Here is a 23,933-nt window from a genome sequence, read left to right as displayed (position 1 = left end):
GGAGAGAAATAAATGGATAACGTTTTAACACCTAAAGAAATAGTCGCTCAATTGGATAATTATATTATTGGACAGGACGATGCTAAAAAGGCAGTAGCGATTGCGCTTTACAACCGTTACCGCCGTATGCAAGTTCCAAAGAAGTTACAACAAGAAATAACTCCTAAAAACTTGATGATGATTGGACCAACTGGTGTTGGTAAGACTGAGATTGCTCGCCGTCTTGCTAAAGTTGTTAAAGCTCCGTTTGTTAAAGTCGAAGCTACAAAATTCACTGAAGTTGGATATGTTGGTCGCGATGTTGAATCAATGGTTAGAGATTTAGTTGATGTAGCTGTTTCAATGGAAGAAAAAGAAAAATTCGATGAAATTCGTCCAGAAGTTCGTCGCGATGTTGATAAAAAATTGGTTAAATTATTAGTACCCGGAGTGAAAAAGGAACAACGTCAGCAAAATAACAATATGGACTTCATGTCGATGTTGAATAATCTTCAAAATTCCGCAAACTTGCAAGATGCAATGGGTGGACAAAGTCCTGACGAAGACCCTGACAGTAATTCTGATGTAACCGATGAAGTGCGTGATCAAAGATTGACCGTTAAAGAGCAATTAGACAAAGGCTTACTCGAAGATCATGAAATAACCGTTAAAGTCGAAGAATCTCGTAAAGTTAATCCCATGAATGATCAAATGGCACAAATGGGTATTGATATGGGCGGAATGATGGATTCGTTGATGCCTAAGAAAATGATCTCTAGAACATTAACAGTTAGCGAAGCACGTGAATTGTTGATTCAACAAGAATCACAAAAACGTGTTGATCATGATGAAATTTATCAATCAGCCATTGAACGGACTCAAAATAATGGAATTATCTTTATTGATGAGTTTGATAAAATTGCTGCTGGTAGCAAAAAAACATCTGGAGAAGTCTCTCGTGAAGGTGTGCAACGTGATATCTTGCCTATTGTTGAAGGATCACAAATCAATACTAAATATGGTGCGGTTAATACTGATCATATCTTATTCATTGCATCTGGTGCATTCGCTGAGAGCAAGCCAAGTGATTTGATTGCTGAACTACAAGGACGTTTCCCAATTCGTGTCGAGTTGGAAGATTTGACCGAAGCCGACTTCATTCAAATTTTGACTAAGCCTGACAATGCCCTAACGAAGCAATATGTTGCACTTACTCGTGCAGATGGACTTCATTTAACTTTTACTAAAGAATCGGTGGAAGAGATTGCAAAAATCGCTTACAACCTGAATAATACTAATCAGAACATTGGTGCTAGAAGATTGGCTACTGTTCTAGAAAAAATATTGGCGGATATTTTGTACGAAGGTCCAGATATGCAAATGGGTGATATTACTATTACTCGTGAGTATGTTAAGGAACAAGTTGGCAAGATTGCTGACGATCAAGATCTATCTCGTTATATTCTCTAGGGGGAAAATTATGAAAATGTATGAATTGAAGAACGATTTTTTGACCGTTCAAATTAACTCAAAAGGTGCTGAATTAAGTAGCATCAAAGACGATAAAGATGTCGAATTTATCTGGCAAGCAGATCCTAAAGTTTGGGGCAGACATGCACCAGTACTGTTTCCAATCGTTGGTCGTTTAAAGGATGATCATTACTTTATTGATGGTAAAGAATATCAAATGACACAGCATGGATTTGCCAGAGATCAAGAATTTGCTTTGGAATCACAAACAGATTCTAAGTTAGTTTTGACACTTGAAGCTAGTGAAGCTAGCCTTGAAAAATATCCTTATCATTTCAAACTAAGCATTATTTACCAACTAGTAAAAGATACTGTTCAAATTAGTTATTTGGTTGACAGTCTTGAAGAATCAGGTGACATGTACTTTAATATTGGCGCACATCCTGGTTTCACAGTACCATTTGACAGCGATTTGAAGTTTGAAGATTTCAACGTTACTATTGATCCTTCAGAAACAAGATCAAGTATTCCTATCGTTGAACATCAAATCGACCTTGACGGTGAGCACAAAGTGGAAAATCAAAACTTTGCTATGAACCGTGAAGAATTTAAAGATGATGCTATTGTTTATCGTCTAAATGATCCAGCTGTTGTATCTATTGCGAGTGAAAAGTCAGCACACAAATTGACTTTGGATACTGGTAATGCTAAATACTTCGGTATGTGGTCAACTTATCCTGACGCAGGTAACTTCATGTGTATCGAACCATGGTGGGGACTTGCTGATAAAAAAGACAGTGACAATGACTTTAAGACTAAATACGGTGTTAACAAGTTGGCTCCTGGTGAACAATTCGAAGCTTACTTTAGTATTTCAGTCAAATAATTATAGATTTTTAAGAGCATCTTTAAAGTTGGAGAAATCCAAACTTTAAGGTGCTTTTCTTTGTTCTCAAAATAAATTGAAGAACACAATATAGCTATGAAATAAAAATAATAGGGCGAGATTAATTCATTCACAATGAATAGCTTGTTTCAAACAAGTTGTAGTATCATACAATTGACATTAATTATTTATAGTAAACATATTGACTTTGTTCCGTAGCACATTTGAGTTTTGTATTTGACGATTTGCTTAAAGAATGTATAATGGAGACATAAGAGAGCGGTGGTGATCCTACGGGGGCCATTGCGATTAATCCCTCCATTATTAATATTAATGGAGGGATTTTTTGGTTATAATTAAAGAATTTAAAGACCTTGATTCACAAATGAAAATTCTAGAGTCTCGTGGATTGATTATTAATAATCACGAACTTTGTAAAAGATTTTTATTGACTAATAATTATTACAACATCATTAATGGATACAGCCGCTACTTTCAAATAGATGCTGATCCTAATAATGACCAATATAAAGAAGGATCTACATTTGATGAAGTTTGTCATCTTTATTTTTTTGAAACTGAGATAAAACAAACAATTTTCAGGGCAACATTGGATGTGGAACATCATTTAAAGTCTATTTTTGCTCATAGGTTTGCGGAAAAATATCAAAATCAAAGATATGCATATCTTGATGTTAATTGTTATGCAAATGATAAAATACTACAAGTAGGTTATCTAATCTCTAAGATTTCAAAGGTTATTAATAAAAATAAAAAATTTTCAAATAATACAATTTATCACTATGTAAGAAAATATAATGATGTACCTATATGGGTTTTAATTGATTATTTAGACTTTGGGGATCTTGCATCATTAATTCAGTGTATCCCGGTAGACTTACAAAATAAAATAGCACAAGATACCTCAGGATTTATAAAAGATAATATTTCAAATTATAGTGGTCAGTTTACTCCTGAAATTATGAATTCATTTATAAAAAATATTAGAGAAGTTCGTAATGTTTGCGCACATAATAATCGGCTCTTGGATTATCGTTGTCATGCGGATACAAAGTATTTTCAACAACTTCACGGGAAATACGGAATTAAAGCAAGTGATCCGAGGAGAAGAACTTATTCGACATTTATCAGCATGCAATGTTTTCTTAGTCCTACGGAGTTTGCTGTATTAAATAACACATTGAGGAAGAGATTTAAGCATTTATCTAAGCAATTAACATCAATATCTATTGATGAAATAATCGTGCTATTAGGGTTTCCCGCTGACTGGCATAACAAAGATGCAATACGTCAAGTGAAATAGGTACTGTTAAATTTGCACTAGGCCCTGTCAAGTTGACAGGTGAACTAATATAAAATTTTATTCGTTTCTAAGCGGCTTCATTCTAGTATTCATCTGGAGTGAGGCCGTTTCTTTGTTCTGAACAATTATGATGGTTGAAGTATTCGATTCCTTCTTCAACTAGCTTTATCAGATCTTCGTAGGCCTTAGCTGGCGGATAGCGATCCATCCAGTGTAGTTTAAATTCATTCCACCAGCAGCGCTCCATTGGCGAATTATCGTAAGGCGTCCCTGATCGAGACATACTGCGTGTCGCATCGTAACGACTAATAAAATTGTTGAAGGCACCTGATGTGTAGGCTGACTCACGATCCGTGTGGATAAGTGGGTGGGCGTTCTCAACGCTATCAGATGCACGTGAAATACCTCTATCTCCGCAACTGAGGTTTCGGTGACACTGAGTTTATGCGCTAAGAGACGACGACCATAAAGATCTAAAACGCCACTCACCCGAATCTTTTGCTCACCATTTAAGCGTACTTTCATTGATTCCGTGCTGTCTTGCATAAGTGGCTCTTGGAGGCCTGACTGTTGATAATCCCTCCAAGGAGCCCAATTAGCTTGAGCTTCTCAAGGGCCGAGAACCTAGGCATACAAAAATCCCTCCATAGTCGTCAAATGAATTATTGTATTTCATCTGACGGCTATGGAGGGATTATCGCAAAATTAATGATCGTTTTTTTGTTGTCGTTTATATCTCAATCCAATAGGTACTAAATTTTCTGTACCTTTCAATAAACGTTTTATATTAGGGATGTGCCGAATATAGATGATTACCGTGACTGTTGCCGCCACTGCGGTTAAAATCCAATCATGTAGGAATAGTGACGCAATCGTGAAGAACAGTACGGTAGTTAAACTGGCGACACTGACCATACTAGTTACATAGACGATGGTTGCCAATACGATAAAACAAATTACGAACAGTAGTGGATTGTATGCTAATAAGATACCGGCACTCGTCGCAACAGCTTTACCACCACGGAATTTAAGGAAAATTGAAAAGACATGTCCGATGACCGCAAATACGCCAATGAACAATACCCAATGATGATCTAGTCCAAAAAAGACAGGCATCAAAGCTCCTAGAGTCCCTTTTAAAATGTCGACGATCAGTACGCCTGTTCCAGCATATGGTCCGAATACACGATAGGCATTAGTAGTTCCGACGTTTCCGCTACCGTATTCAAAAATATTTTTATGGAAAAATATCTTTCCAACTATGTATGCGGTTGGAAAAGAGCCGATTAAGTAAGCTAAAATTGCACAAATGAGAAGTTTCATATAAAAATCACTCTCTAAGTTTTATTTTTTGGTATATTGTAACTCTAAGGTATTTTTATTTCGAATAACAAATACCAACTTAGACATTATCTACTAAAACCACTAAAAAGTAAAAGTTTAAAAATCGAACATATGTTCCAAACTTTTTCTGGGATGTTAAGATATAGTGATATAATAGTAAAATGTCGAGCTAGTAATTAATAAAAAAGGAATGATATAAATGCCAAAATCATCTTATGATGATTCGTCAATTCAGATTTTGGAAGGCTTAGAGGCCGTCCGAAAAAGACCAGGTATGTACATCGGTTCAACCGATTCACGTGGATTACATCATTTGGTTTATGAGATTGTTGATAATGCAGTTGACGAAGCTCTATCAGGATTTGGAAAAGAAATAAACGTAACTATCAACCATGATGGTAGTATAACAGTTATTGACCATGGTCGTGGGATGCCAACGGGAATGCACTCGAGTGGTAAACCTACGATAGAGGTTATCCTAACGGTATTGCACGCTGGTGGTAAATTCTCTGAGAACAGTTATAAGACATCCGGTGGACTACATGGGGTTGGTTCCTCAGTAGTTAACGCCTTGTCTGAATGGATGACTGTACGTGTTGTACGTGACCACAAAGTATACGAAGAAAGATTCGAAAATGGTGGTCATCCAGTTGGGACGCTCAAAAAAACAGGAACAACTAAGGAAGACAATGGAACTGCCATTAGCTTCAAGCCAGATGCAAGTATTTTTCAAACAACCAAATACAGTTATGATACTTTAGCCGAAAGATTACGCGAATCGGCTTTTCTGCTCAAAGGGGTTAAATTCACCATCACTGATAAACGTGGTGAAGAAGAAAAAAATGATGTTTTCCATTACGAGGATGGAATCCAATCATTCGTTAAGTATTTGAACGAAGATAAAGATACGGTTGGTGGAATATTCTATATCGAGGGAACGAATTCCGATATGGAGATAGAGTTTTCCGGACAATATAACGATGGCTATTCAGAGAACATTATCTCATTTGTAAATAATGTTAGAACAGCTGATGGTGGGACTCACGAATCTGGTATGAAGTCTGGTCTTACTAAGGCTTTTAATGATTATGCCAGAAAAGTTGGATTGCTCAAGGAAAACAGTAAGAACCTCGAAGGTAGCGATGTTCGTGAAGGACTATCTGCAATAATTTCAGTCCGTATTCCGGAAGAAATTTTGCAATTTGAGGGTCAGACAAAAGGCAAGCTAGGAACTCCACAAGCTAGATCAGCCGTTGATCAATTAGTTTACGAACAGATGAGCTTTTATTTGATGGAGAATGGGGAACAGGCCCAAACTCTCGTAAAGAAGTCTCTGAAGGCGCGTGAGGCACGTGAGGCTGCTAGAAAAGCACGTGAAACTAGTCGAAATGGTAAGAAAAACAAAAAGACCGATGGTCTGTTATCTGGTAAATTAACTCCGGCTCAATCAAAGAATGCCTCTAAGAATGAATTATTCTTGGTCGAAGGTGATTCAGCTGGTGGTTCAGCCAAACAAGGTAGAGATCGTAAGTTTCAAGCAATCCTACCATTGCGTGGAAAGGTCTTGAATACTCAAAAGGCAAAGCTTGAAGAGATATACAAAAATGAAGAGATCAATACGATGATTTATACTATCGGAGCAGGTGTCGGTGCTGACTTTAAGTTGGAAGACAGTAATTATGACAAGGTCATTATTATGACCGATGCCGATGATGATGGCTCTCATATTCAAATTTTGTTGCTGACATTCTTCTATCGCTACATGAGACCACTAGTTGATGCTGGACATGTTTATATTGCTTTACCACCTTTGTACAAGCTACAAAAGGGTAAGGGCGAGAAGACTAAAATGAAATATTGCTGGACTCCTGAAGAATTAAAGAATTCTATCAAGGAAATGGGCAAAGGATACGAATTACAAAGGTTTAAGGGACTAGGCGAAATGAACGCTGACCAGTTGTGGAATACAACCATGAACCCTGAAACTAGAATCTTAATTCGTGTCAATATTGACGATGCGGCCTTAGCTGAACGCCGTGTCACAACACTGATGGGTGATAAAGTTAAGCCTAGACGTGATTGGATCGAAAAGAATGTTCGATTCAACGGTACTGAGGAAGGCGATAATATTTTGGAAAAGGTCGATGATACCGATCCAATCGATAATAAAATCGTCGATGATTTATTGAACAAGGAATAGGTGATATATATTGGCTAACAATTCTCCTAAAATTCAAGACCTGCCATTAGAAAAAATAATGGGAGATCGTTTTGAGAGATATTCAAAATCAATTATTCAAGAGAGAGCATTACCTGACATAAGGGATGGTCTGAAACCCGTACAGAGGCGGATTTTGTATTCAATGTTCGTTGATGGCAATACCTTTGATAAGGGTTTTAGAAAATCCGCCAAAGGTGTCGGTAATGTTATGGGTAATTTTCATCCTCATGGTGATTCTTCGATCTATGAAGCAATGGTTCGTTTGTCCCAAGACTGGAAATTACGTGATCCATTGATTGAAATGCATGGTAATAACGGTTCGATGGATGGCGATCCACCAGCTGCCATGCGTTATACAGAAGCTAGATTAAGTAAAATCTCCACTGAAATGTTACGTGATATCAACAAGGGTACCGTTGATATGGAATGGAATTTTGATGATACTGAAAAAGAACCAAAAGTATTACCAGCAAGATTCCCCAACCTACTAGTCAATGGAGCAACTGGAATCTCAGCTGGTTATGCAACAGAGATCCCACCGCACAACTTAGGTGAAGTAATTGATGCAACAATCAAGTTGATCGACAAACCTAGTGCAACACTGGATGATTTAATGCAAATCGTAAAGGGCCCAGATTTTCCAACAGGGGGAATACTTCAAGGTGCAAAAGGTATTCGTGAAGCTTATGAGACTGGTCGTGGAAAAGTTTTTCTTCGATCAAAAACCTCTATTCAGGAAATTCGCGGACACAAAACACAAATTGTTGTAACAGAAATTCCGTACGAAGTTAACAAAGCATTGCTGGTTAAAAAAATCGATGAAATGCGTGTTCTTAAAAGAGTTGATGGAATAGCTGAGGTTCGTGATGAAAGTGATCGTCAAGGATTATCGATCGTTGTGGAATTGAAACGAGATGTTGACGCACAAGGTATTTTGAATTACTTGTTCAAGAATACTGATTTACAAATCTCTTATAATTTCAATATGGTTGCAATCGCCAATATGCGTCCTCAACAAGTTGGGTTAGTACAAATCTTGACAGAATATGTTAAGCATCAAGAAGATGTTGTGTTAAGACGTAGTAAGTTTGATATGGAAAAGGCTAAGAAACGTTTGCATATCGTTGAAGGTCTGATCAAGGCTCTCTCCATCTTAGACCAAGTCATCAAGACTATTCGGTCAAGTAAGAATAAATCTGATGCTAAAAATAATTTGATCAAAGAATATCAGTTTACCGAAGATCAGGCTGAAGCAATTGTTTCGTTACAACTTTATCGTTTAACTAATACCGATGTGACTGAGTTACAAAAAGAAGACAAAGAGTTGAATGATCAAATTACTTCTTTGGATAAGATAATCAATGACCATGGAACTTTGATGAAAGTGATTAAAAAAGAATTACGAAGAGTTAGAGACACCTATGCAGATGATCGTCGTACTAAGATCGAGGCTAAAGTTGCTGATATCGAAGTGGATACCAGTGTTTTGGTCGCAAGTGAAGATGTGAGATTATTAGTTAGTCACGATGGATACGTAAAACGAAGTAGTCTACGTTCATATCAAGCATCGGAAGCCGATGATAATGGCTTGAAGGATGAAGATTATCCGATTTTAGATCAAGAAGTGAACACACTTGACCATTTATTTGTATTTACTGACAAGGGTAATCTGATTTATCGACAAATATTTGAGGTAGATGATAATCGTTGGAAAGATACTGGTTCTCATCTGTCGCAAGAAATAGGCCTAACAAACGATGAGTCGATCTTAAAGGCATTTGTCTTTAAAAACTTAGAAGAGAAGGGTACTTTCTTAATCGGTACGAACGAAAATTATATTAAGCAAGTAACTTTCGCTGATCTATTACCGGGTCGAACCTACAAGTCCCGTGCTAGTCGATATAGCAAATTAAAATCTGCTGAAGCTAAGGTTATGGATGTATATTACTTGCCAGAAGAAACACCGGGGCAAATTTATGTCTTTACTAAGCATTCGTATGCTTCAGCGTTTCCTATCAGTGAGGTGCCGATAGTTGGAAGCAAGGCTGTCGGAGTTAAGTTTGTCAGCTTGAAAGATGACGACGAATTGGCCGGATATTTCTTATCGCGGGATGATAAAGAAAAGATTGCCTTACTAACACAACGCGGCTCTTATAAGCAGATGAAGCTCTCAGAGATACCTTCTACTAGCCGTGCAAGACGAGGGGTGCTGACATTACGTGAACTCAAACGAACACCGCATCGTGTGTCGTTAGTAACTAACATTGCAGGTAAGGAGCAACTATCGATCATTACTGATACCAATCAAGAGATCAAAATAGATACAAGCTCATATCAAAACGCTGATAGATATTCAAATGGATCGTTCGTTATGGATCCAGAAACGGATGGGAATCCTATTAGATTTGTGAAGGATATAATAATAGAAAAATAATGAATAGCACAAGATTATTTTTAACTTATATAGTATGATTGTTCCATAGAATTAGAATTATCTTTTCACAACAATTAGGAGGACGTCTTTTTGCTAGACGAAAAATCGAGACGAGTATTTAGTTCAAAGGCATTAAACTATTTTGACGAATTAACTAAGAACATGAGTTATACCAAAACTGCTCAATCTTTGGGTATTACGCAGCCTGCACTTACTCAGCAAATCAAAAAAATTGAACGAGTTGTGGGTGTTCCGTTATTTTACAGCATGGGGAAGAAAATTTATCTTACAGATGCCGGAACTTCGCTTTTAAAAGCAACACATGAAATTTTTGACGTCATAAATTCCGTTACGGATAAAATTCAACAAGAATCAGTAGATAAGACTGGTACGATCAGTATAGGTTTATTATCAACTGCAGAGTCAGTAGTTATAGAAGATTTTATTGTTGAATATAATCGAATCAATCCGAACGTCGAAATCGATCTTAATTTATTGACTCGTAAGGAAATTTGGGATCACATTGAAAATAATCGAATAGATTTAGCAATTATGTATCTACCTGATAAGAACATTAAAAATTGGAAGATTTATAAATCTAAAAAGATTATTAATGATAATATTGTGTTGGTACATAATAATGAAAAGGTCTATAAAAAAGGTGTCGCAAGTTATAAAGATGCCATTGAAAAGCCTTGGGCTGCATATTTGAAAGATTATTATTTATCTGATTTACTCAATGAACGCTTTAGAAACGCGTTGATTGATCAACCTAACGTTGTTGCTAGATTCTCTTCACCATATCAATTGCTTAAATTTACACAAGGATCGGAAGATATTTATACCGTCTTGCCATTGAGCTTTTGCATAGCACACGCCTCAATGTTTAAACTTTATCAAACTCCACTTGAACCAGCGGTATCAAGTGAATTATCATTTGTATATCGAGAGGACAAAGAGAAAATTCCTCGAATAAAGGAATTTCTCGACGAATGGAATAATTTCTTAGATAATAAGAATTATATCGACCGTTTGAAATCTTCAAGATAAATAAAAAAAGGGGAAATATAGAATGACTAAGGAAAAAGAATTAGTTTTCGGACACAAGAATCCAGATACAGATGCTGTTGTTGCAGCCATCTCATATTCATATTTACAAAATCAATTAGGTTTCAATACTGAAGCTGTTGCATTGGGTGAACCTAATGAAGAAACAAAATTTGTTTTTGACAAATTCAATTACAAATTCCCAAGAATCATCACAGCTGCTAACGGTGAAGTTAAGTCAGTTATGCTTGTTGATCACAACGAAAAACAACAAAGTTTAGATGACATTGCTGATTTGACTGTTACACATGTGGTTGATCACCATAGAGTTGCTAACTTCGAAACTGCTAATCCTTTGTACTACCGTGCAGAACCACTTGGTTGCACAAGTACTATTCTTTGGAAAATGTACGCTGAACAAGATGTTGAAGTACCAGCTAATATCGCTGGTATGATGATGTCTGCAATTATCTCAGATACACTTCTATTAAAATCACCAACAACAACTGATCAAGACAAGGCTGCTGTTGAAAGTCTTGCAATGACAGCAGGTGTTGACTACGAGTCATATGGTTTGGAAATGCTCAAGGCAGGTACAAATCTTGATGATAAATCAACAAAAGAACTTATTGACATGGATGCTAAGAGTTTTGATATGAATGGTAACAGTGTTCGTATTGCTCAAGTAAACACAGTCGACGTTGCTGACACATTGAAGAGAGAAGCAGAATTTACTGCTGATATCAAAGCTGAAAATGAATCAAAGGGTTACAACTTGTTTGTACTACTAATTACCAATATTTTGACAAGTGACACTACTGGTTTGATTTTAGGTGATGAAAATGCTGTTTCTGTTTTCGAAAGTGCCCTTGATACAAAGGTAGAAGAAAACAAAGCTTCATTGCCTGGCGTTGTTTCACGTAAGAAGCAAATTGTTCCTCCATTAAACGATAAATTCTAATAATCATTTTATGAAAGCGTTTCACTAATGAAAACATAAAAATATTTTGTGAAATATGAACTAGTTTTCTTGAAAACGTTATCGCGTACAGGTATAATATTCTACATCATCAAAACTGCTGGATTGTTTTTTGATCTGGCAGTTTTTATATTGGTGTTATTTTACAAAAGGGAGTTTTTAAATGAGTGCAGTTAATTTATTAATCGGCCTTATGCCTATGATAGGTTGGGGAGTTATGCCAATCCTAACAGGTAAATTTGGTGGCAGACCGGTTAATCAAATTCTTGGAACTACTTACGGTACGTTGATAGCCGCAATTGTGGTAGCTTTAGTCAACCAGACGCCGATGATTGGGGGAAAGGAATTTTTATTCACTTTCTTATCGGGAGCTAGTTGGTCATTAGGACAAGTATTAGTATTCTACGCTTTCTCTGTAATGGGAGTTTCAAGAACTATGCCTATTTCTACAGGATTTCAGTTAGTAAGTACTTCTCTGTGGGGAGTATTTATCTTAGGTAACTGGAGTTCCAATGTTGCCAAGATCGTTGGATTTTTATCCATTGCCATGATCATCTTTGGTGTATATTTAACAACATACAGTGAGAAAAAAACCAGCACTGATGTTGCTAACGGCGATGTTACTAGAGGTGTTATCTTAGTCTTGATCGCCGCTGTTGGATACTTAGGATATTCAGCATTTCCTCAAGCCGTTACGGTTAATGGATTTGAGGCATTTTTACCACAAGCCTTGGGTATGGCAGTTTTCTCAACATTGTTTGCATTGATTTCGAAGTCGAATCGTCAGACCAAACCTTTCGCTACGAAGAGTTCATACACTAATATTATTAGTGGATTCTCATTCGCTTTAGCAGCATTGACATACTTGATTTCATCAAGACCCGATGTTAATGGATTGGCTACTGGATTTACGCTTTCACAAATGAACGTTGTAATTGCGACACTTGGTGGAATTTATATTTTACACGAATACAAAACTAAAAAAGAAATGATTGCTGTATTATCAGGCTTAGGATTAGTTGTTATAGCCGGTATCGTAACAGCCTTCATAAAATAGAAAAATCAATTAAACACGATGTTCTCAATGAGGATATCGTGTTTTTTTGTTGTAATAAAAAATATGTCGTTACAATGGACTGATATTATGTTATATATAACTTATAAATATTTTTAAATAACACACAAAAAAGTTGTTGACAGCGCTTTCAAAACGGATATATAATAAAAATCGGTTAGTATTAGTAAAACGTTTTACTTTTATTAGGAGGGATGAATTGAATGAATCAAATAAAAGTACAACAATTCGTGACGTTGCACAGTATGTAGGGATTTCGGTTACAGCAGTTTCACAGATTTTGAATGGTAAGGGCGACAGATTCAGTGATCAAACAATTCGAAAGGTGCGCGAGGCACAACAAGCTCTAAATTATCATCCCAATTTTTATGCGCGTGGTTTAGTCGGTCAGAGAAGTAATTCTATCGGAATAGTAATTCCCAATATTATGAATCCGTTTTTTGCGAGTTTAGTGTTAAGTGTTGAGAACGCTGCAATACCAAAAGGGATTTTCCCACAAGTATTCAGTGTCAATGGATTTCACGAGAATATTGATTATTTTATAGAGCAATTTATTTCAGGTACACAAAAGGGTCTAATCTTGGCTGCCCCTGGCGCATCGCAGGAAATTGTCGGTAAATTAGCATTGTCGAATAGTCTACCAATGGTTCTAACTGATCAGGCTGATTTGAGCGGAGAGTATGACATGGTGCTGATCGATGAATTAAAAGCTGGTGAAATGATTGCCAGTCACTTATTAGAATTAGGTCACACTAGAATTGCCATCATCCTTCCGTTTGGTCTAACACTTAATCTTAAACACCGATTTGACGGGTACAAGGCCGCATTTAAAAAATATCGGGTTGATGTCCCTTTGGACTTAGTTTTCCAATCTGACTTTGATCCAAGTGGCGGCGTTGCCGCAGTTGAGAAAATAATAAATACTGACGCGACTGCAATTATTGCCATCAATGACGATGTTGCTATCGGTGTATATCGAGGCTTATATTCTCATAACAAATCAATTCCAGATGATTATTCAGTAGTCGGATTCGATAATATCAATTTGACTAATTATTTGACCCCTAAGTTGACCACGATCGAGCAACCGATCGATCAAATTGGTGAACAGGCGATTCAAATGCTATCCAACAAAATGAATGATCGTACAGTTAAACGACAGTCGGTGATTTTAGATGTGAAATTGAGAGTTCGGGAGTCTACCAAAAAATTGATTTAGGAGATGTGGTTCAAATGAAAAAAGGGACAGTTTTGAACAGTCAAATATCAGCCGTTATCGCTGATATGGGTCATTTTGATACATTATCAATCGGAGATGCCGGTATGCCTGTTCCAGCAGGAACCAAAAAGATCGACTTGGCTGTAGAAAAAGGTTTGCCAAAATTTATCGATGTATTGAAGAATGTTTTGACAGAATTGGAAGTACAAAAGATTTATTTGGCCGAGGAAATCAAAGCTCAAAATCCTGAACAATTGGAGAGTATTAAAGCTGCGATTGATGTACCTGTTGAGTTCATTCCACACGATGAAATGAAAAAAAGATTAGCTACTAATAAGGCATTTATTAGAACAGGTGAAGTAACCCCTTATTCAAACATTATTTTAGAAAGTGGTGTCACATTTTAGCTTTGGGGAGGTGAAAAAATGAAGATTGAAATGAAAAACATCTCCAAGGCTTTTGGTAATAATAAAGTTTTGGAAGGTGTAGATTTTACCGTACAGTCTGGTGAGGTCCATGCACTTATGGGTGAAAATGGTGCTGGTAAGTCCACGTTAATGAATATTCTGACGGGGTTGTACGGTGATGATGGTGGAGAAATTTTGGTAGATGGTGAATCTACTAGTTACTCAGGTCCGCTTGATGCTGAACAACATGGTATTAGTTTTATTCATCAAGAGATGAATAATTTCTTGGAAATGTCAGTAGTTGATAATATGTTCTTGAACAAAGAGATCAAGAATAAGTTCGGTATCGTGAATGAAGACAAGATGCGTAAGCAAGCTCGTGAAAATCTCAGTAAGTTAGGTGCTGATATTGATGTCGACAAGCCAATCGGAACACTCAGTGTTGGTCGACAACAGTTGATTGAGATCGCTAAATCAATCATGACGGATGCTAAGATCATCATCATGGATGAGCCAACCGCTGCGTTGACTGAGAATGAAATTAAGCAATTATTTGGAGTCGTTAACGAACTAAAGAAACAAGGTGTAGGTTTTATTTATATCTCACATCGTATGGAAGAAATTTTTGAAATCGCTGATAAGGTTACTGTCATGCGTGATGGTATATCAGTTAATGAATACATGACTAACGCTGTTAACATGAAGCAATTGGTTCGTGACATGGTTGGTCGTGAAATCGGCGATTTCTATCCTGATAGAGATCCTCATTTTGGAAAAACAATTTTGTCAGTTAAGAACCTTACGGAAAAAGGTGTATTTGAAGATGTTAGTTTTGATATACATGAAGGAGAGATCTTAGCCTTCTCAGGATTGATGGGTGCTGGTCGTACTGAAATCATGCGTGCCATCTTCGGTATCGATCATTACAATTCTGGAGAAATATTTCTCAATGGTGAGAAGGTTCGGATTAGAGATCCTGAATCGGCCATTAAACACCGAATCGGGTTCCTAACTGAAAATAGAAAAGATGAAGGATTGATTTTGTCAGATTCACTTCGAGACAATATTGCCTTACCATCCATTAATGGTTTTGTAAAACACGGATTGATCGATGATAAGTCGGTTGATGATTTTGCAAATATGTTGATGAAACGTCTAACGGTTAAGGCAATGGATGAACAAGTTACCGCCGGCAGTTTGAGTGGTGGTAATCAACAAAAGGTTGTTTTGGCTAAGTGGGTTGGATCTGGATCACAAGTTCTTATCTTGGATGAACCAACAAGAGGAGTTGATGTCGGAGCAAAGAGAGAAATTTATGATTTGATGAACGAACTAACTGATAGACATGTTGCCATTATCATGATCTCAAGTGATTTACCAGAGGTTCTTGGTATGAGTGATAGAATTGCAGTCGTTTATGAAGGGAAGATTTCTGGGATTTTGGAAACTAAGGGTGCCACTCAGGAATCAGTAATGACGTTAGCGACAGGAGGAGCAGATGATGCAAGAGCAAACTAAATCAGTTGAGACTGAAAAATCAAAAGGATTTGATTTTAAAAAATTTGTCGGTAAGATGGGGCCTTTACTAGCACTGATCGTACTAGTTATCCTAGTAACAGTGCTGAGTCCAGGATTTATTCAACCGACTAACTTATTGAACTTATTGCGTCAGGTTTCGATTAATGCCGTTATCGCATTTGGTATGACCTTCGTAATTTTGACTGGTGGTATCGACTTATCAGTTGGATCGATTCTAGCTTTGACGGGTGCGGTTACTGCATCACTACTAACGACCGGAATTTCACCTGTTATTGCATTGTTAGCAGGAGCTGCATTAGGTTCATTATTGGGATTCGTTAATGGATTATTGATAGCTTATGGTAAGGCCGCACCATTTATTGCTACCTTAGCAACTATGACTATTTTCCGTGGTGCTACTTATGTATTTACAAATGGTAATCCTATCACTGGAGCCAAGATGAATGATAGCTTCCTATTCCAATTTATGGGAAGAGGTTATCTCTTAGGAATTCCATTCCCAATCTTTATCATGGCAGTCGTATATCTAATTCTTTACTTATTACTACACAAGACAACATTTGGTCGTAAGACTTATGCGCTGGGTGGTAATGAGAATGCGGCATTCATCGCTGGTGTCAAAACAAAAATGGTTACGATCTGGATCTATACTATTTCTGGTTTAATGGCCGCAATTGCTGGTATTATTTTGACATCACGTTTGAGTTCAGCTCAACCTGATGCAGGTACATCATACGAAATGGATGCTATCGCAGCGGTTGTTTTAGGAGGTACTAGTCTTGCTGGTGGTAAAGGACGTATCTTCGGTACATTGATTGGTGCTCTGATCATCGGAACATTGAACAATGGTATGAACTTATTAGGTATTTCTAGTTTCTATCAACAAATCGTTAAGGGTATTGTAATTATTATCGCTGTCCTACTAGATCGTAAATCAAACGACAAATAATAATCTTAAGGGGATTAAATACAATGAATAAATCTTTAAAACGTATCATTGCAATTATCAGTGTTACATTTATCGCAATTTTCGCTCTTGCCGCATGTGGCAAGTCAGGACTAGATTCAGGGGGCTCAGATAGTTCAAAAGTAGAAAAGAAGAGTCCTAAAGATCTTAAAGTTGGTGTTTCATTGTCAACTCAATCAAATCCATTCTTCGTATCAGTTAAAAAAGGTATTCAAGGATTAGCTGATAAAAAAGGTACAAAGGTACAAATTTCAGATGCACAAAATGATACTGCAAAACAAAATAATGATATTGAAGATTTAATTACTAAAAAAGTTGATGTTTTGATCATCAACCCAGTTGATTCAAGCGCTATTACACCTGCTGTTAAAGATGCAAATGATGCAGGAATTCCAGTTATTACAGTTGACCGTTCTAGTGACGGTGGTAAAGTTCTATCATTAGTTGCTTCAAACTCTACAAAAGGTGGTCAAATGGCTGCTAAATTCATGATCGAAAAACTTGGTAACGATGCTAAGATTGCTGAATTACAAGGTATTCCAGGTGCTTCAGCTACACGTGAACGTGGAAAAGGTTTTGACAATGCTGCTAAAGGTAAATTAGATATTGTTGCAAAGCAAACAGCTGGTTTTGATCGTGCTAAAGGTTTGAGTACTACAGAAAACATTCTTCAAGGAAATAGCGACATCGTTGGTATTTTCTCACAAAATGACGAAATGGCATTAGGTGCCGTTCAAGCTGTTAAGGCTGCTGGTAAAGAAGTAGCAATCGTCGGCTTCGATGGTGAAGATGATGGTATCAAGGCAGTTAAGTCAGGTAAGATGGCAGCTACTGTTGCACAACAACCACAAGAAATGGGTCGTTTATCTCTACAAGCTGCCTATGATTACTTCAACGGCAAAAAAGTTAAAAAGAATATTGAATCACCATTGAAACTTGTTACTACAGAGAGTTTAAATAAATAATAGTGATTCGCCTTTTAATCAAGAATAAAGGAGCGCTATTATTATGAATAAAGTAACTGTAGTCGGTAGTATTAATGTAGATAGTATTTTACATATCAAGAACCTTCCTCAACCGGGGGAAACCATCAGTATGCAATCATTTTCAAAAGCTGCTGGCGGGAAAGGTGCCAATCAAGCTGTTGCGGCAGCTAGATCTGGTGCAGAAACGAGTTTTGTTGGTTGCGTTGGCGATGACAGCAACGGTGAATTCATGTTGAACCAACTGAAAGATAATAATATAAACACTAATAATATTAGAGTAGACGGTAGCGACACCGGACAAGCCTATATCCTCCTTCAAGAATCTGGGCAAAATTCTATTATCGTTCAGGCGGGTGCAAACTTTGAACTAGCTCAAGCTGACATTCAAAATGCGGCAGAAACTATCAAAGCAAGTGATTTTGTCATCACAGAATTTGAAACGCCGATAGATAATGCTATTGGATCGTTCAAATTAGCGCATGAAGCAAATAAGAAAACAATTCTTAATCCTGCTCCAGCAAATAATGACATACCTGTTGATTTATTGGCAGAGACAGATTTAATCGTTCCTAATGAAACTGAGAGTGAATTGATCACAGGGATCAAGATCACAGATGAACACTCTATGGAAGAATCAGTCAGATATTATGAAAGATTTGGTATCAAGAATGTGATCATTACGATCGGTGAACATGGATCGTACGTATCTATGAATGGCTCCGGGAAAATAATCCCAGCATTCAAAGTTTCTGCAGTGGATACCACCGCCGCTGGAGACACATTTATTGGCGCTTTGTCATCAATCTTAAAGACAGATTTCTCTAACTTGTTCGAAGCAGTTGTTTATGCAAGTAGAGCTTCATCTTTAACAGTTCAAAAATTTGGAGCATTTCCATCAATACCTACTAAAGATGCTATCGTTGAGGCTTCTAAGTAGGAATTAAGTGAGCACGTCAGACATATCGTCTGGCGTTTTTTTTTTTGTCTGATCAAAATTAAAATCGACCAATCATTATAACGATATAATATTAATATTTATGATATGATCTTTTTATGCACAAATTTAATTGCAAAATCAAAAATGAATGAGGAAAAGCATGGCAGAGAATTTAACAATTAAGGACTGTACATTATCGGAGTTTTTTAAAAACTATAATCGTCTATCGATTCCACTGTATCAACGAGGATATGCATGGGAGACGCAACAAGTCGAAGAACTGTGGGATGACTTACAAGAAAAGAATGAGAGCAAACGTGAATCACATTTTTATGGGCAAATTGTACTGAATTGGTCCAATAATGAAAATATAGAAGAACACTTTATTATCGATGGACAGCAACGTGTCACGACCAGTCTGATTCTTATTTCAGTGATAAGAAATAAGTTACAAGAATTGTATAAAAATAATAATGATGATGTATCAAAAATCAGAGCTTCAGATATTCAAAAGGCGTATTTTACTGAAGATGACCAATCATATCACTTGAAACAAAGTGATGAATTAAGTGATTATTTTAAGAAGACTATCCAGCAAATTCCCAATAACATACATCTTATTAGTAAAAATCTTAAAAAGAAAACTTCTGCCTCGAATGTTTATTCTGCTTATACTACGTACGAAAGGAAAATCACTGCCGAAATGAAGTCAATCGATTCGTTATTGGACCGTCGTGGATATTTGTTAAAACTATTAGATAAATTTACAGAGCGTTTTTATGTGATTGTTTTATCTACTCCTAATGAAGCCGATGCTTTCGTTATCTTTGAAACACTGAATGCTAGAGGACGTGAACTAAACGCTAGTGATTTATTGAAAAATCATATACTACGCAATGTCAGTGAAAATACGCTGTCAGATGTAAAAAATCAATGGAATAATATTTTACGATTTTGTTCTGCTGGTTCTAACAGCCCGACAAAGTTTATTAGATCATATTGGAATTCCACGAATAAACAATTTGTTGTAGAAAAAGCACTATATAAGACTATTTATAATAACGTCAAATGTTCTGAAGATGTTAAAGGTCTAGTTAACGAATTGGAAAAACTAGCACCTGTATATGAGGCACTGGCTGATTCTAAAAACGTTGAATATTTTGAGAATGACAGTATCAATGAACTGCTAATAACTTTGTTAGATCTTAATATCAAAACTTACTATCCAATTATTTTGGCACTGGTAAACAATAAGTATCGTGAGTCAGAGATATTAACCACCCTTCACAAGATATACTCATTTGTAGTACGAAACTATACCATCGGTGGATTACCCGCTAACAAGTATGAAAAAATTTTTGCTAGTATTGCGTATCAAATAAATCAAGGTAAATTGACCTCCATTACGGAGATTAATAATGCTATTATTTCAGAGATGCTAGATGATGCTAGCTTTAGAATTGCCTTCTGTAAAGCCGAAATCAAAACTGAAAAGGCTAGTAAGCGCATTTTAAGGGATATAATGTATTCTGATGAAGCAAGTAAAATTAATCTCAACGACGTTAAAGTAATAACACTTAATGATAATATTAATTCTGTCAATTTGATTGCGAATAAGGTTTTGGTAACTAAAAAGGAATATGCAAAGATCAAAAAGGGCGCTGCACAAACTTACGGCGATAAAATGCTAATCTTAGAAAATTCTAAATTTTCTAATACGCGTAAGCGTGCACGAGAGAACTTAAAAGATACTGAAAGTATAATGAATTTACAACGAGGATTTGCCGATAAGGCTATAGAGTTCTGGAAATAAGTAATTGTAAATTCATTTAGTAACATCACATGTAACAAAAAAACACGCCAGACAAAAATGTCTGGCGTGTTTGCGTATCAGGGAATTGATGGAATTTTTTAGTTGATCTATATCGTATTTTAAATCTATCGTATATTAATTTTAAAATTGGGAGGGGTATCATATTAATCATTGGAAAACCACAATCAATTAAAATGATAATCTAAGGAAATGCATCAGATAGAGATCAAACACTTCTATCTGATACTGTAAATATAATCCTTTTTCCCTGAGAGTAAAAGTTAAAGACCTCAGAAATAGCATTTATTTTTTTGTATTATTTTTAACCATTTTAATATGTGGGGTATGGTTGAATAAGAATTCCTCACCCACACTTTGAAAGTTGAATTTCTTATAAAAATCCTCAACATAGGTTTGGGCTTCGATTACGATCGGCTGCTCAGGGAAGCGATTTTCGATCACCTCAAGAACTTCACGGACTAACTTCGCACCTAGTCCTGTTCCTCGGTGTGCGGGTTCAGCTACCACACGACCAAAAGTGATATGTCCATCTTCGATAAAGATTCTTGCGTATGCGACAATCTTATCGTTATCGTATTTAAAGATATGTATAGCAGTCAAGTCGTTCTCATCGACCTCTTGGTAAACTCGATTTTGTTCGACTACAAAAGTTCTTACTCGCAAATACATTAAATCATATAGTTCCTTTGTACTAAGTTCATCAAATGCTTTTACGTTCCACATATTACTCACCGTCGGTTTCAAATAAAATTTTGTTGATAGTGTCAAAGGCTGTGAAGAGCTCTGACTGTCGTTCAGTTGGAAGATCTTGAATCAAATTTTTAATTTGAATATCAGAATCATTATCAATTTTTTTAAGTAGTTCTGTACCGCTTTTCGTCAACGAAAGATCTTTTGAACGAGCATCAGTAGGTGAGATACTTTTTTCAAGGTATTTTAATTTAGTCAATTTTTTGATAATCCTGCTCGTGTAACTAGCATCCAAGTTCAATGTGTTCGCAATACTCATGGGTGTTGAATCATGTGTAATCGACATTAACACACGTGCTTCTGGAAAACTAAGCTCAGTATTAAATACACGTTTGTCTAATAAACCTAGAGTATTCGTGTACTGACGATTAAATTGCCTTATCAATTCGATTTCATTACTATTTAACACAAGAACATCTCCTTTATTGGATAAAAGCTAGTATATTCTTTTTACTGGCTTTTGTCCAATACTTTTCAAAAAAACAGATTGAAGTATTATTTCTTCAATCCATCGGTGTTTATTTGGCATTTTTAAATGATCTTAGTTTGGGTGGAGTATAAGTATCGATGAAGCTCTTGATCTCATCCAGTGAGTCACTGAATAGTAGTTTATTACGATCAATCTCAGTCAAGAAGCCATTCTCCGTCATATTGTCAAAGAACGTCTCCAAGGCGTCATAATAATGATTGATATTGTAAAAGATGCAAGGATTATCATTATCACCGATTCTCGTCCACGAATAAGCTTCTGATATTTCTTCCAAAGTCCCTGGACCACCAGGTAGAGCAATACTGGCGACGGAATTGTCCAACATAGCTCTCTTTCTAGCATCCATAGTCTCGACTATATCTAACTTTGACAAGCCAGTTTGCGATAAATTCCGAGAAGCAAGACTTTGTGTAATTATTCCATGGACGTATCCTTTATCTGATATCACGGTTGAGGAAAGAATTCCCATCAGTCCAAAACGACCACCGCCGTATGTTAGTCCATAATTATTTTCAGTTATCCAATGGGCCAAGTCTTCGGCAGCCTTGGAATAGATCGAATCGTTACCGATAGCGGCACCACAGTATACAGCAATGTTTTTCAAATTAGTCACTCTTTCTATTGATTAGTCATTCATAAAATTTAATTCACGTTTTAAACGACGATAATACAAAAGGGATGATGTTTCAAGTGCATTTAATGCACGTTCTTGGTCATCCGATAAGTTTTTTGTACTTAATGCCATCAAGATAAAGGTCGTGTAGAGTTTTTTAGGTGATAGATCTAGATCAGTTGATTCACTGTCACGTTTCAGATCACGGTGTAAGGCAGTGACTGTCAGCAAGGGTGAGTTAGCACCTTTATTTCGACTCAGGAATAAGTTGTTGTTATTCCAATGAGATTGCAGTGGTCCAATGAATGATTGATACGATTCAAGAAACTTTTTTTCTAATGTGTTGAACTCCAACTGATAAAAGGTGCGGTAAAAGTCAGGTTCCATTGCTTCCTTATAATTGAAACCTTTAGAAATTATTAGTATCAGCAATCTAGTATAAATGCTTAAATCTGAGTTTAAATACTTAGGTAGATTTTGAAACACCTCGATGGGGAAGTTATCCTGTTTAGGGACTTCAACGCTGTTGATATTTAATGTAGGTATCTCCGGTGTTTTTTTCAAACCAAAGAGATACTTGAAATAAACATTCAGATTACTGATCACCTTGTTAACGGTACTAGGACTCAAATGAAGGTTTTCTATCATAAAACTTTTGAATAATCTAACATCCATCTCATGTACATCCTTAATATCTTCAGAAATCTTATAGTCGTCATTATGCTGAATCGTATATGAGAAAAAATCATTGAGAGAATTCATATATTCAGTATGTGCACGTGGTGAAATATGTCGAGTTTTCAGGTACGCATTAAAGCCGGTCAGGTATGGAATTTTTGACATATGAAACCTCCTTTATATTAGTATAATTATACCGTAAATGCTGATATAATCATCTTTTGACGAATTAAAAAAGTCATTCATCACGTAATATGAATGACTTTAATTATAATATGATTGTAAAGGCATCTTCGCCTTGTAAAATATTTTTTTCGGTAAATGATATTTCGTTCTTGATTTGGTGAACGTCGGTAATAATAACCATGACCGTACTATCTTTGCCAGCATGTTTTATTTTATCAAGATCCATTGTGGCGATTTTTTGACCAGCAATGACTTTTGTTCCTTCGCGAACGAGAATATTAAATGAGTCACCATTCATCTCAACAGTATCTATACCCAGATGTAGCATGACATCCAATCCATAGTCATTTTTGATCGTTATTGCATGTTTGGTTGGGAATACCATAGAAACCACACCATTAATTGGGGAAACGACCGTGCCGTCAGTAGGGATGAAGGCCAATCCGTCGCCCAGTAATTTTTGAGAGAAGACAGGATCATTGACCTTAGCGAGATGGATCATCTTACCGCTGACTGGTGCTACGATCGTGTCAGTTCTTTTCTTAGAAAAAAGCCCCATGATAGTCTC

The 23,933-nt window shown here is 36.5% G+C and carries 22 protein-coding genes; 15 read left to right on the top strand and 7 right to left on the bottom strand.

The features are described 5' to 3' along the window. Positions 1 to 12 precede the first annotated feature (12 nt). From hslU to AC27FM_RS01440, 3 genes are all read left to right on the top strand, one after another. Positions 13 to 1,449, top strand: coding sequence for an ATP-dependent protease ATPase subunit HslU (hslU, locus tag AC27FM_RS01450; protein WP_487085501.1), 1,437 nt, complete (start codon positions 13 to 15; stop codon positions 1,447 to 1,449). Positions 1,450 to 1,459: 10 nt separating this feature from the next. Next, positions 1,460 to 2,335, top strand: a complete 876-nt coding sequence (locus tag AC27FM_RS01445) for an aldose 1-epimerase family protein (RefSeq protein WP_487085499.1) — start codon at positions 1,460 to 1,462, stop codon at positions 2,333 to 2,335. 346 nt (positions 2,336 to 2,681) lie between these two features. Then, complete coding sequence (locus tag AC27FM_RS01440) at positions 2,682 to 3,659, top strand: Abi family protein (protein ID WP_487085497.1); 978 nt, start codon at positions 2,682 to 2,684, stop codon at positions 3,657 to 3,659. An 82-nt stretch (positions 3,660 to 3,741) separates the two neighbouring features. On the opposite strand, the gene AC27FM_RS01435 is transcribed toward AC27FM_RS01440, so the two are convergent. Together AC27FM_RS01435 and plsY are read right to left on the bottom strand one after the other, a co-directional pair. Next, positions 3,742 to 3,942: a hypothetical protein gene (locus AC27FM_RS01435; protein ID WP_487085495.1), complete on the bottom strand. Its 201-nt coding sequence runs from the start codon at positions 3,940 to 3,942 to the stop codon at positions 3,742 to 3,744. Positions 3,943 to 4,364: 422 nt separating this feature from the next. Then, positions 4,365 to 4,982: a glycerol-3-phosphate 1-O-acyltransferase PlsY gene (plsY, locus tag AC27FM_RS01430; RefSeq protein ID WP_487085493.1), complete on the bottom strand. Its 618-nt coding sequence runs from the start codon at positions 4,980 to 4,982 to the stop codon at positions 4,365 to 4,367. Positions 4,983 to 5,202: 220 nt separating this feature from the next. Between plsY and parE the strand changes: the two genes are divergently transcribed. The 12 genes from parE (at position 5,203) to AC27FM_RS01370 (ending at position 20,627) form a co-directional block, all read left to right on the top strand. Beyond that, a complete protein-coding gene (gene parE / locus AC27FM_RS01425; RefSeq protein WP_487085491.1) occupies positions 5,203 to 7,203 on the top strand; it encodes a DNA topoisomerase IV subunit B in 2,001 nt (666 codons plus the stop codon). Between the two features lie 58 nt (positions 7,204 to 7,261). After that, complete coding sequence (parC, locus tag AC27FM_RS01420) at positions 7,262 to 9,658, top strand: DNA topoisomerase IV subunit A (protein ID WP_487086058.1); 2,397 nt, start codon at positions 7,262 to 7,264, stop codon at positions 9,656 to 9,658. A gap of 90 nt (positions 9,659 to 9,748) precedes the next feature. After that, on the top strand, positions 9,749 to 10,708 hold the full coding sequence (locus AC27FM_RS01415; protein ID WP_487085489.1) for a LysR family transcriptional regulator: 960 nt from the start codon (positions 9,749 to 9,751) through the stop codon (positions 10,706 to 10,708). Between the two features lie 22 nt (positions 10,709 to 10,730). Further along, positions 10,731 to 11,666, top strand: a complete 936-nt coding sequence (locus AC27FM_RS01410) for a manganese-dependent inorganic pyrophosphatase (RefSeq protein WP_487085487.1) — start codon at positions 10,731 to 10,733, stop codon at positions 11,664 to 11,666. Between the two features lie 181 nt (positions 11,667 to 11,847). Further along, a complete protein-coding gene (gene rbsU / locus AC27FM_RS01405) occupies positions 11,848 to 12,741 on the top strand; it encodes a ribose/proton symporter RbsU (RefSeq protein WP_487085485.1) in 894 nt (297 codons plus the stop codon). 217 nt (positions 12,742 to 12,958) lie between these two features. After that, positions 12,959 to 13,978 (top strand): LacI family DNA-binding transcriptional regulator, encoded by a 1,020-nt coding sequence (locus tag AC27FM_RS01400; RefSeq protein ID WP_487085483.1) that lies wholly within the window; start codon positions 12,959 to 12,961, stop codon positions 13,976 to 13,978. Between the two features lie 14 nt (positions 13,979 to 13,992). After that, a complete protein-coding gene (gene rbsD / locus AC27FM_RS01395; RefSeq protein WP_487085481.1) occupies positions 13,993 to 14,385 on the top strand; it encodes a D-ribose pyranase in 393 nt (130 codons plus the stop codon). Between the two features lie 18 nt (positions 14,386 to 14,403). Continuing rightward, positions 14,404 to 15,903 carry a sugar ABC transporter ATP-binding protein gene (locus AC27FM_RS01390; RefSeq protein WP_487085479.1) on the top strand — a complete coding sequence of 500 codons (1,500 nt, stop codon included), beginning with the start codon at positions 14,404 to 14,406 and terminating at the stop codon, positions 15,901 to 15,903. After that, entirely contained in the window at positions 15,887 to 16,873 is a 987-nt protein-coding gene (locus tag AC27FM_RS01385; protein WP_487085478.1) for an ABC transporter permease subunit, read from the top strand. Before AC27FM_RS01390 ends, AC27FM_RS01385 begins: the two co-directional genes overlap by 17 nt. 23 nt (positions 16,874 to 16,896) lie before the next feature. Beyond that, positions 16,897 to 17,856 (top strand): D-ribose ABC transporter substrate-binding protein, encoded by a 960-nt coding sequence (locus AC27FM_RS01380; protein WP_487085476.1) that lies wholly within the window; start codon positions 16,897 to 16,899, stop codon positions 17,854 to 17,856. 43 nt (positions 17,857 to 17,899) lie between these two features. Continuing rightward, positions 17,900 to 18,814, top strand: a complete 915-nt coding sequence (rbsK, locus tag AC27FM_RS01375; RefSeq protein ID WP_487085474.1) for a ribokinase — start codon at positions 17,900 to 17,902, stop codon at positions 18,812 to 18,814. A gap of 160 nt (positions 18,815 to 18,974) precedes the next feature. Continuing rightward, entirely contained in the window at positions 18,975 to 20,627 is a 1,653-nt protein-coding gene (locus tag AC27FM_RS01370) for a DUF262 domain-containing protein (protein WP_487085472.1), read from the top strand. 303 nt (positions 20,628 to 20,930) lie between these two features. Here the strand turns inward: AC27FM_RS01370 and AC27FM_RS01365 are convergent, their stop codons facing one another. The 5 genes from AC27FM_RS01365 to AC27FM_RS01345 form a co-directional block, all read right to left on the bottom strand. Next, complete coding sequence (locus AC27FM_RS01365) at positions 20,931 to 21,371, bottom strand: GNAT family N-acetyltransferase (RefSeq protein WP_487085470.1); 441 nt, start codon at positions 21,369 to 21,371, stop codon at positions 20,931 to 20,933. A 1-nt stretch (position 21,372) separates the two neighbouring features. Further along, on the bottom strand, positions 21,373 to 21,807 hold the full coding sequence (locus tag AC27FM_RS01360; protein ID WP_487085468.1) for a MarR family winged helix-turn-helix transcriptional regulator: 435 nt from the start codon (positions 21,805 to 21,807) through the stop codon (positions 21,373 to 21,375). Between the two features lie 109 nt (positions 21,808 to 21,916). Next, positions 21,917 to 22,501: an LOG family protein gene (locus tag AC27FM_RS01355; RefSeq protein ID WP_487085466.1), complete on the bottom strand. Its 585-nt coding sequence runs from the start codon at positions 22,499 to 22,501 to the stop codon at positions 21,917 to 21,919. Positions 22,502 to 22,513: 12 nt separating this feature from the next. After that, positions 22,514 to 23,344 carry a phage integrase N-terminal SAM-like domain-containing protein gene (locus AC27FM_RS01350; protein WP_487085464.1) on the bottom strand — a complete coding sequence of 277 codons (831 nt, stop codon included), beginning with the start codon at positions 23,342 to 23,344 and terminating at the stop codon, positions 22,514 to 22,516. Between the two features lie 103 nt (positions 23,345 to 23,447). Further along, positions 23,448 to 23,924, bottom strand: coding sequence for a PTS sugar transporter subunit IIA (locus AC27FM_RS01345; RefSeq protein ID WP_487085462.1), 477 nt, complete (start codon positions 23,922 to 23,924; stop codon positions 23,448 to 23,450). Positions 23,925 to 23,933 lie beyond the last annotated feature (9 nt).

This window comes from Companilactobacillus sp. y65-5 (assembly GCF_057541095.1).
This window is presented reverse-complemented; position numbering and strand designations above follow the sequence as displayed.

Bases quoted from the DNA above. Each gene is read 5' to 3' on its own strand.
- hslU (WP_487085501.1), top strand. From the start codon at position 13: ATGGATAACGTTTTAACACCTAAAGAAATAGTCGCTCAATTGGATAAT.
- AC27FM_RS01445 (WP_487085499.1), top strand. From the start codon at position 1,460: ATGAAAATGTATGAATTGAAGAACGATTTTTTGACCGTTCAAATTAAC.
- AC27FM_RS01435 (WP_487085495.1), bottom strand. From the start codon at position 3,942: ATGTCTCGATCAGGGACGCCTTACGATAATTCGCCAATGGAGCGCTGC.
- plsY (WP_487085493.1), bottom strand. From the start codon at position 4,982: ATGAAACTTCTCATTTGTGCAATTTTAGCTTACTTAATCGGCTCTTTT.
- parE (WP_487085491.1), top strand. From the start codon at position 5,203: ATGCCAAAATCATCTTATGATGATTCGTCAATTCAGATTTTGGAAGGC.
- parC (WP_487086058.1), top strand. From the start codon at position 7,262: ATGGGAGATCGTTTTGAGAGATATTCAAAATCAATTATTCAAGAGAGA.
- AC27FM_RS01410 (WP_487085487.1), top strand. From the start codon at position 10,731: ATGACTAAGGAAAAAGAATTAGTTTTCGGACACAAGAATCCAGATACA.
- rbsU (WP_487085485.1), top strand. From the start codon at position 11,848: ATGAGTGCAGTTAATTTATTAATCGGCCTTATGCCTATGATAGGTTGG.
- rbsD (WP_487085481.1), top strand. From the start codon at position 13,993: ATGAAAAAAGGGACAGTTTTGAACAGTCAAATATCAGCCGTTATCGCT.
- AC27FM_RS01390 (WP_487085479.1), top strand. From the start codon at position 14,404: ATGAAGATTGAAATGAAAAACATCTCCAAGGCTTTTGGTAATAATAAA.
- AC27FM_RS01385 (WP_487085478.1), top strand. From the start codon at position 15,887: ATGCAAGAGCAAACTAAATCAGTTGAGACTGAAAAATCAAAAGGATTT.
- AC27FM_RS01380 (WP_487085476.1), top strand. From the start codon at position 16,897: ATGAATAAATCTTTAAAACGTATCATTGCAATTATCAGTGTTACATTT.
- rbsK (WP_487085474.1), top strand. From the start codon at position 17,900: ATGAATAAAGTAACTGTAGTCGGTAGTATTAATGTAGATAGTATTTTA.
- AC27FM_RS01370 (WP_487085472.1), top strand. From the start codon at position 18,975: ATGGCAGAGAATTTAACAATTAAGGACTGTACATTATCGGAGTTTTTT.
- AC27FM_RS01365 (WP_487085470.1), bottom strand. From the start codon at position 21,371: ATGTGGAACGTAAAAGCATTTGATGAACTTAGTACAAAGGAACTATAT.
- AC27FM_RS01350 (WP_487085464.1), bottom strand. From the start codon at position 23,344: ATGTCAAAAATTCCATACCTGACCGGCTTTAATGCGTACCTGAAAACT.
- AC27FM_RS01345 (WP_487085462.1), bottom strand. From the start codon at position 23,924: ATGGGGCTTTTTTCTAAGAAAAGAACTGACACGATCGTAGCACCAGTC.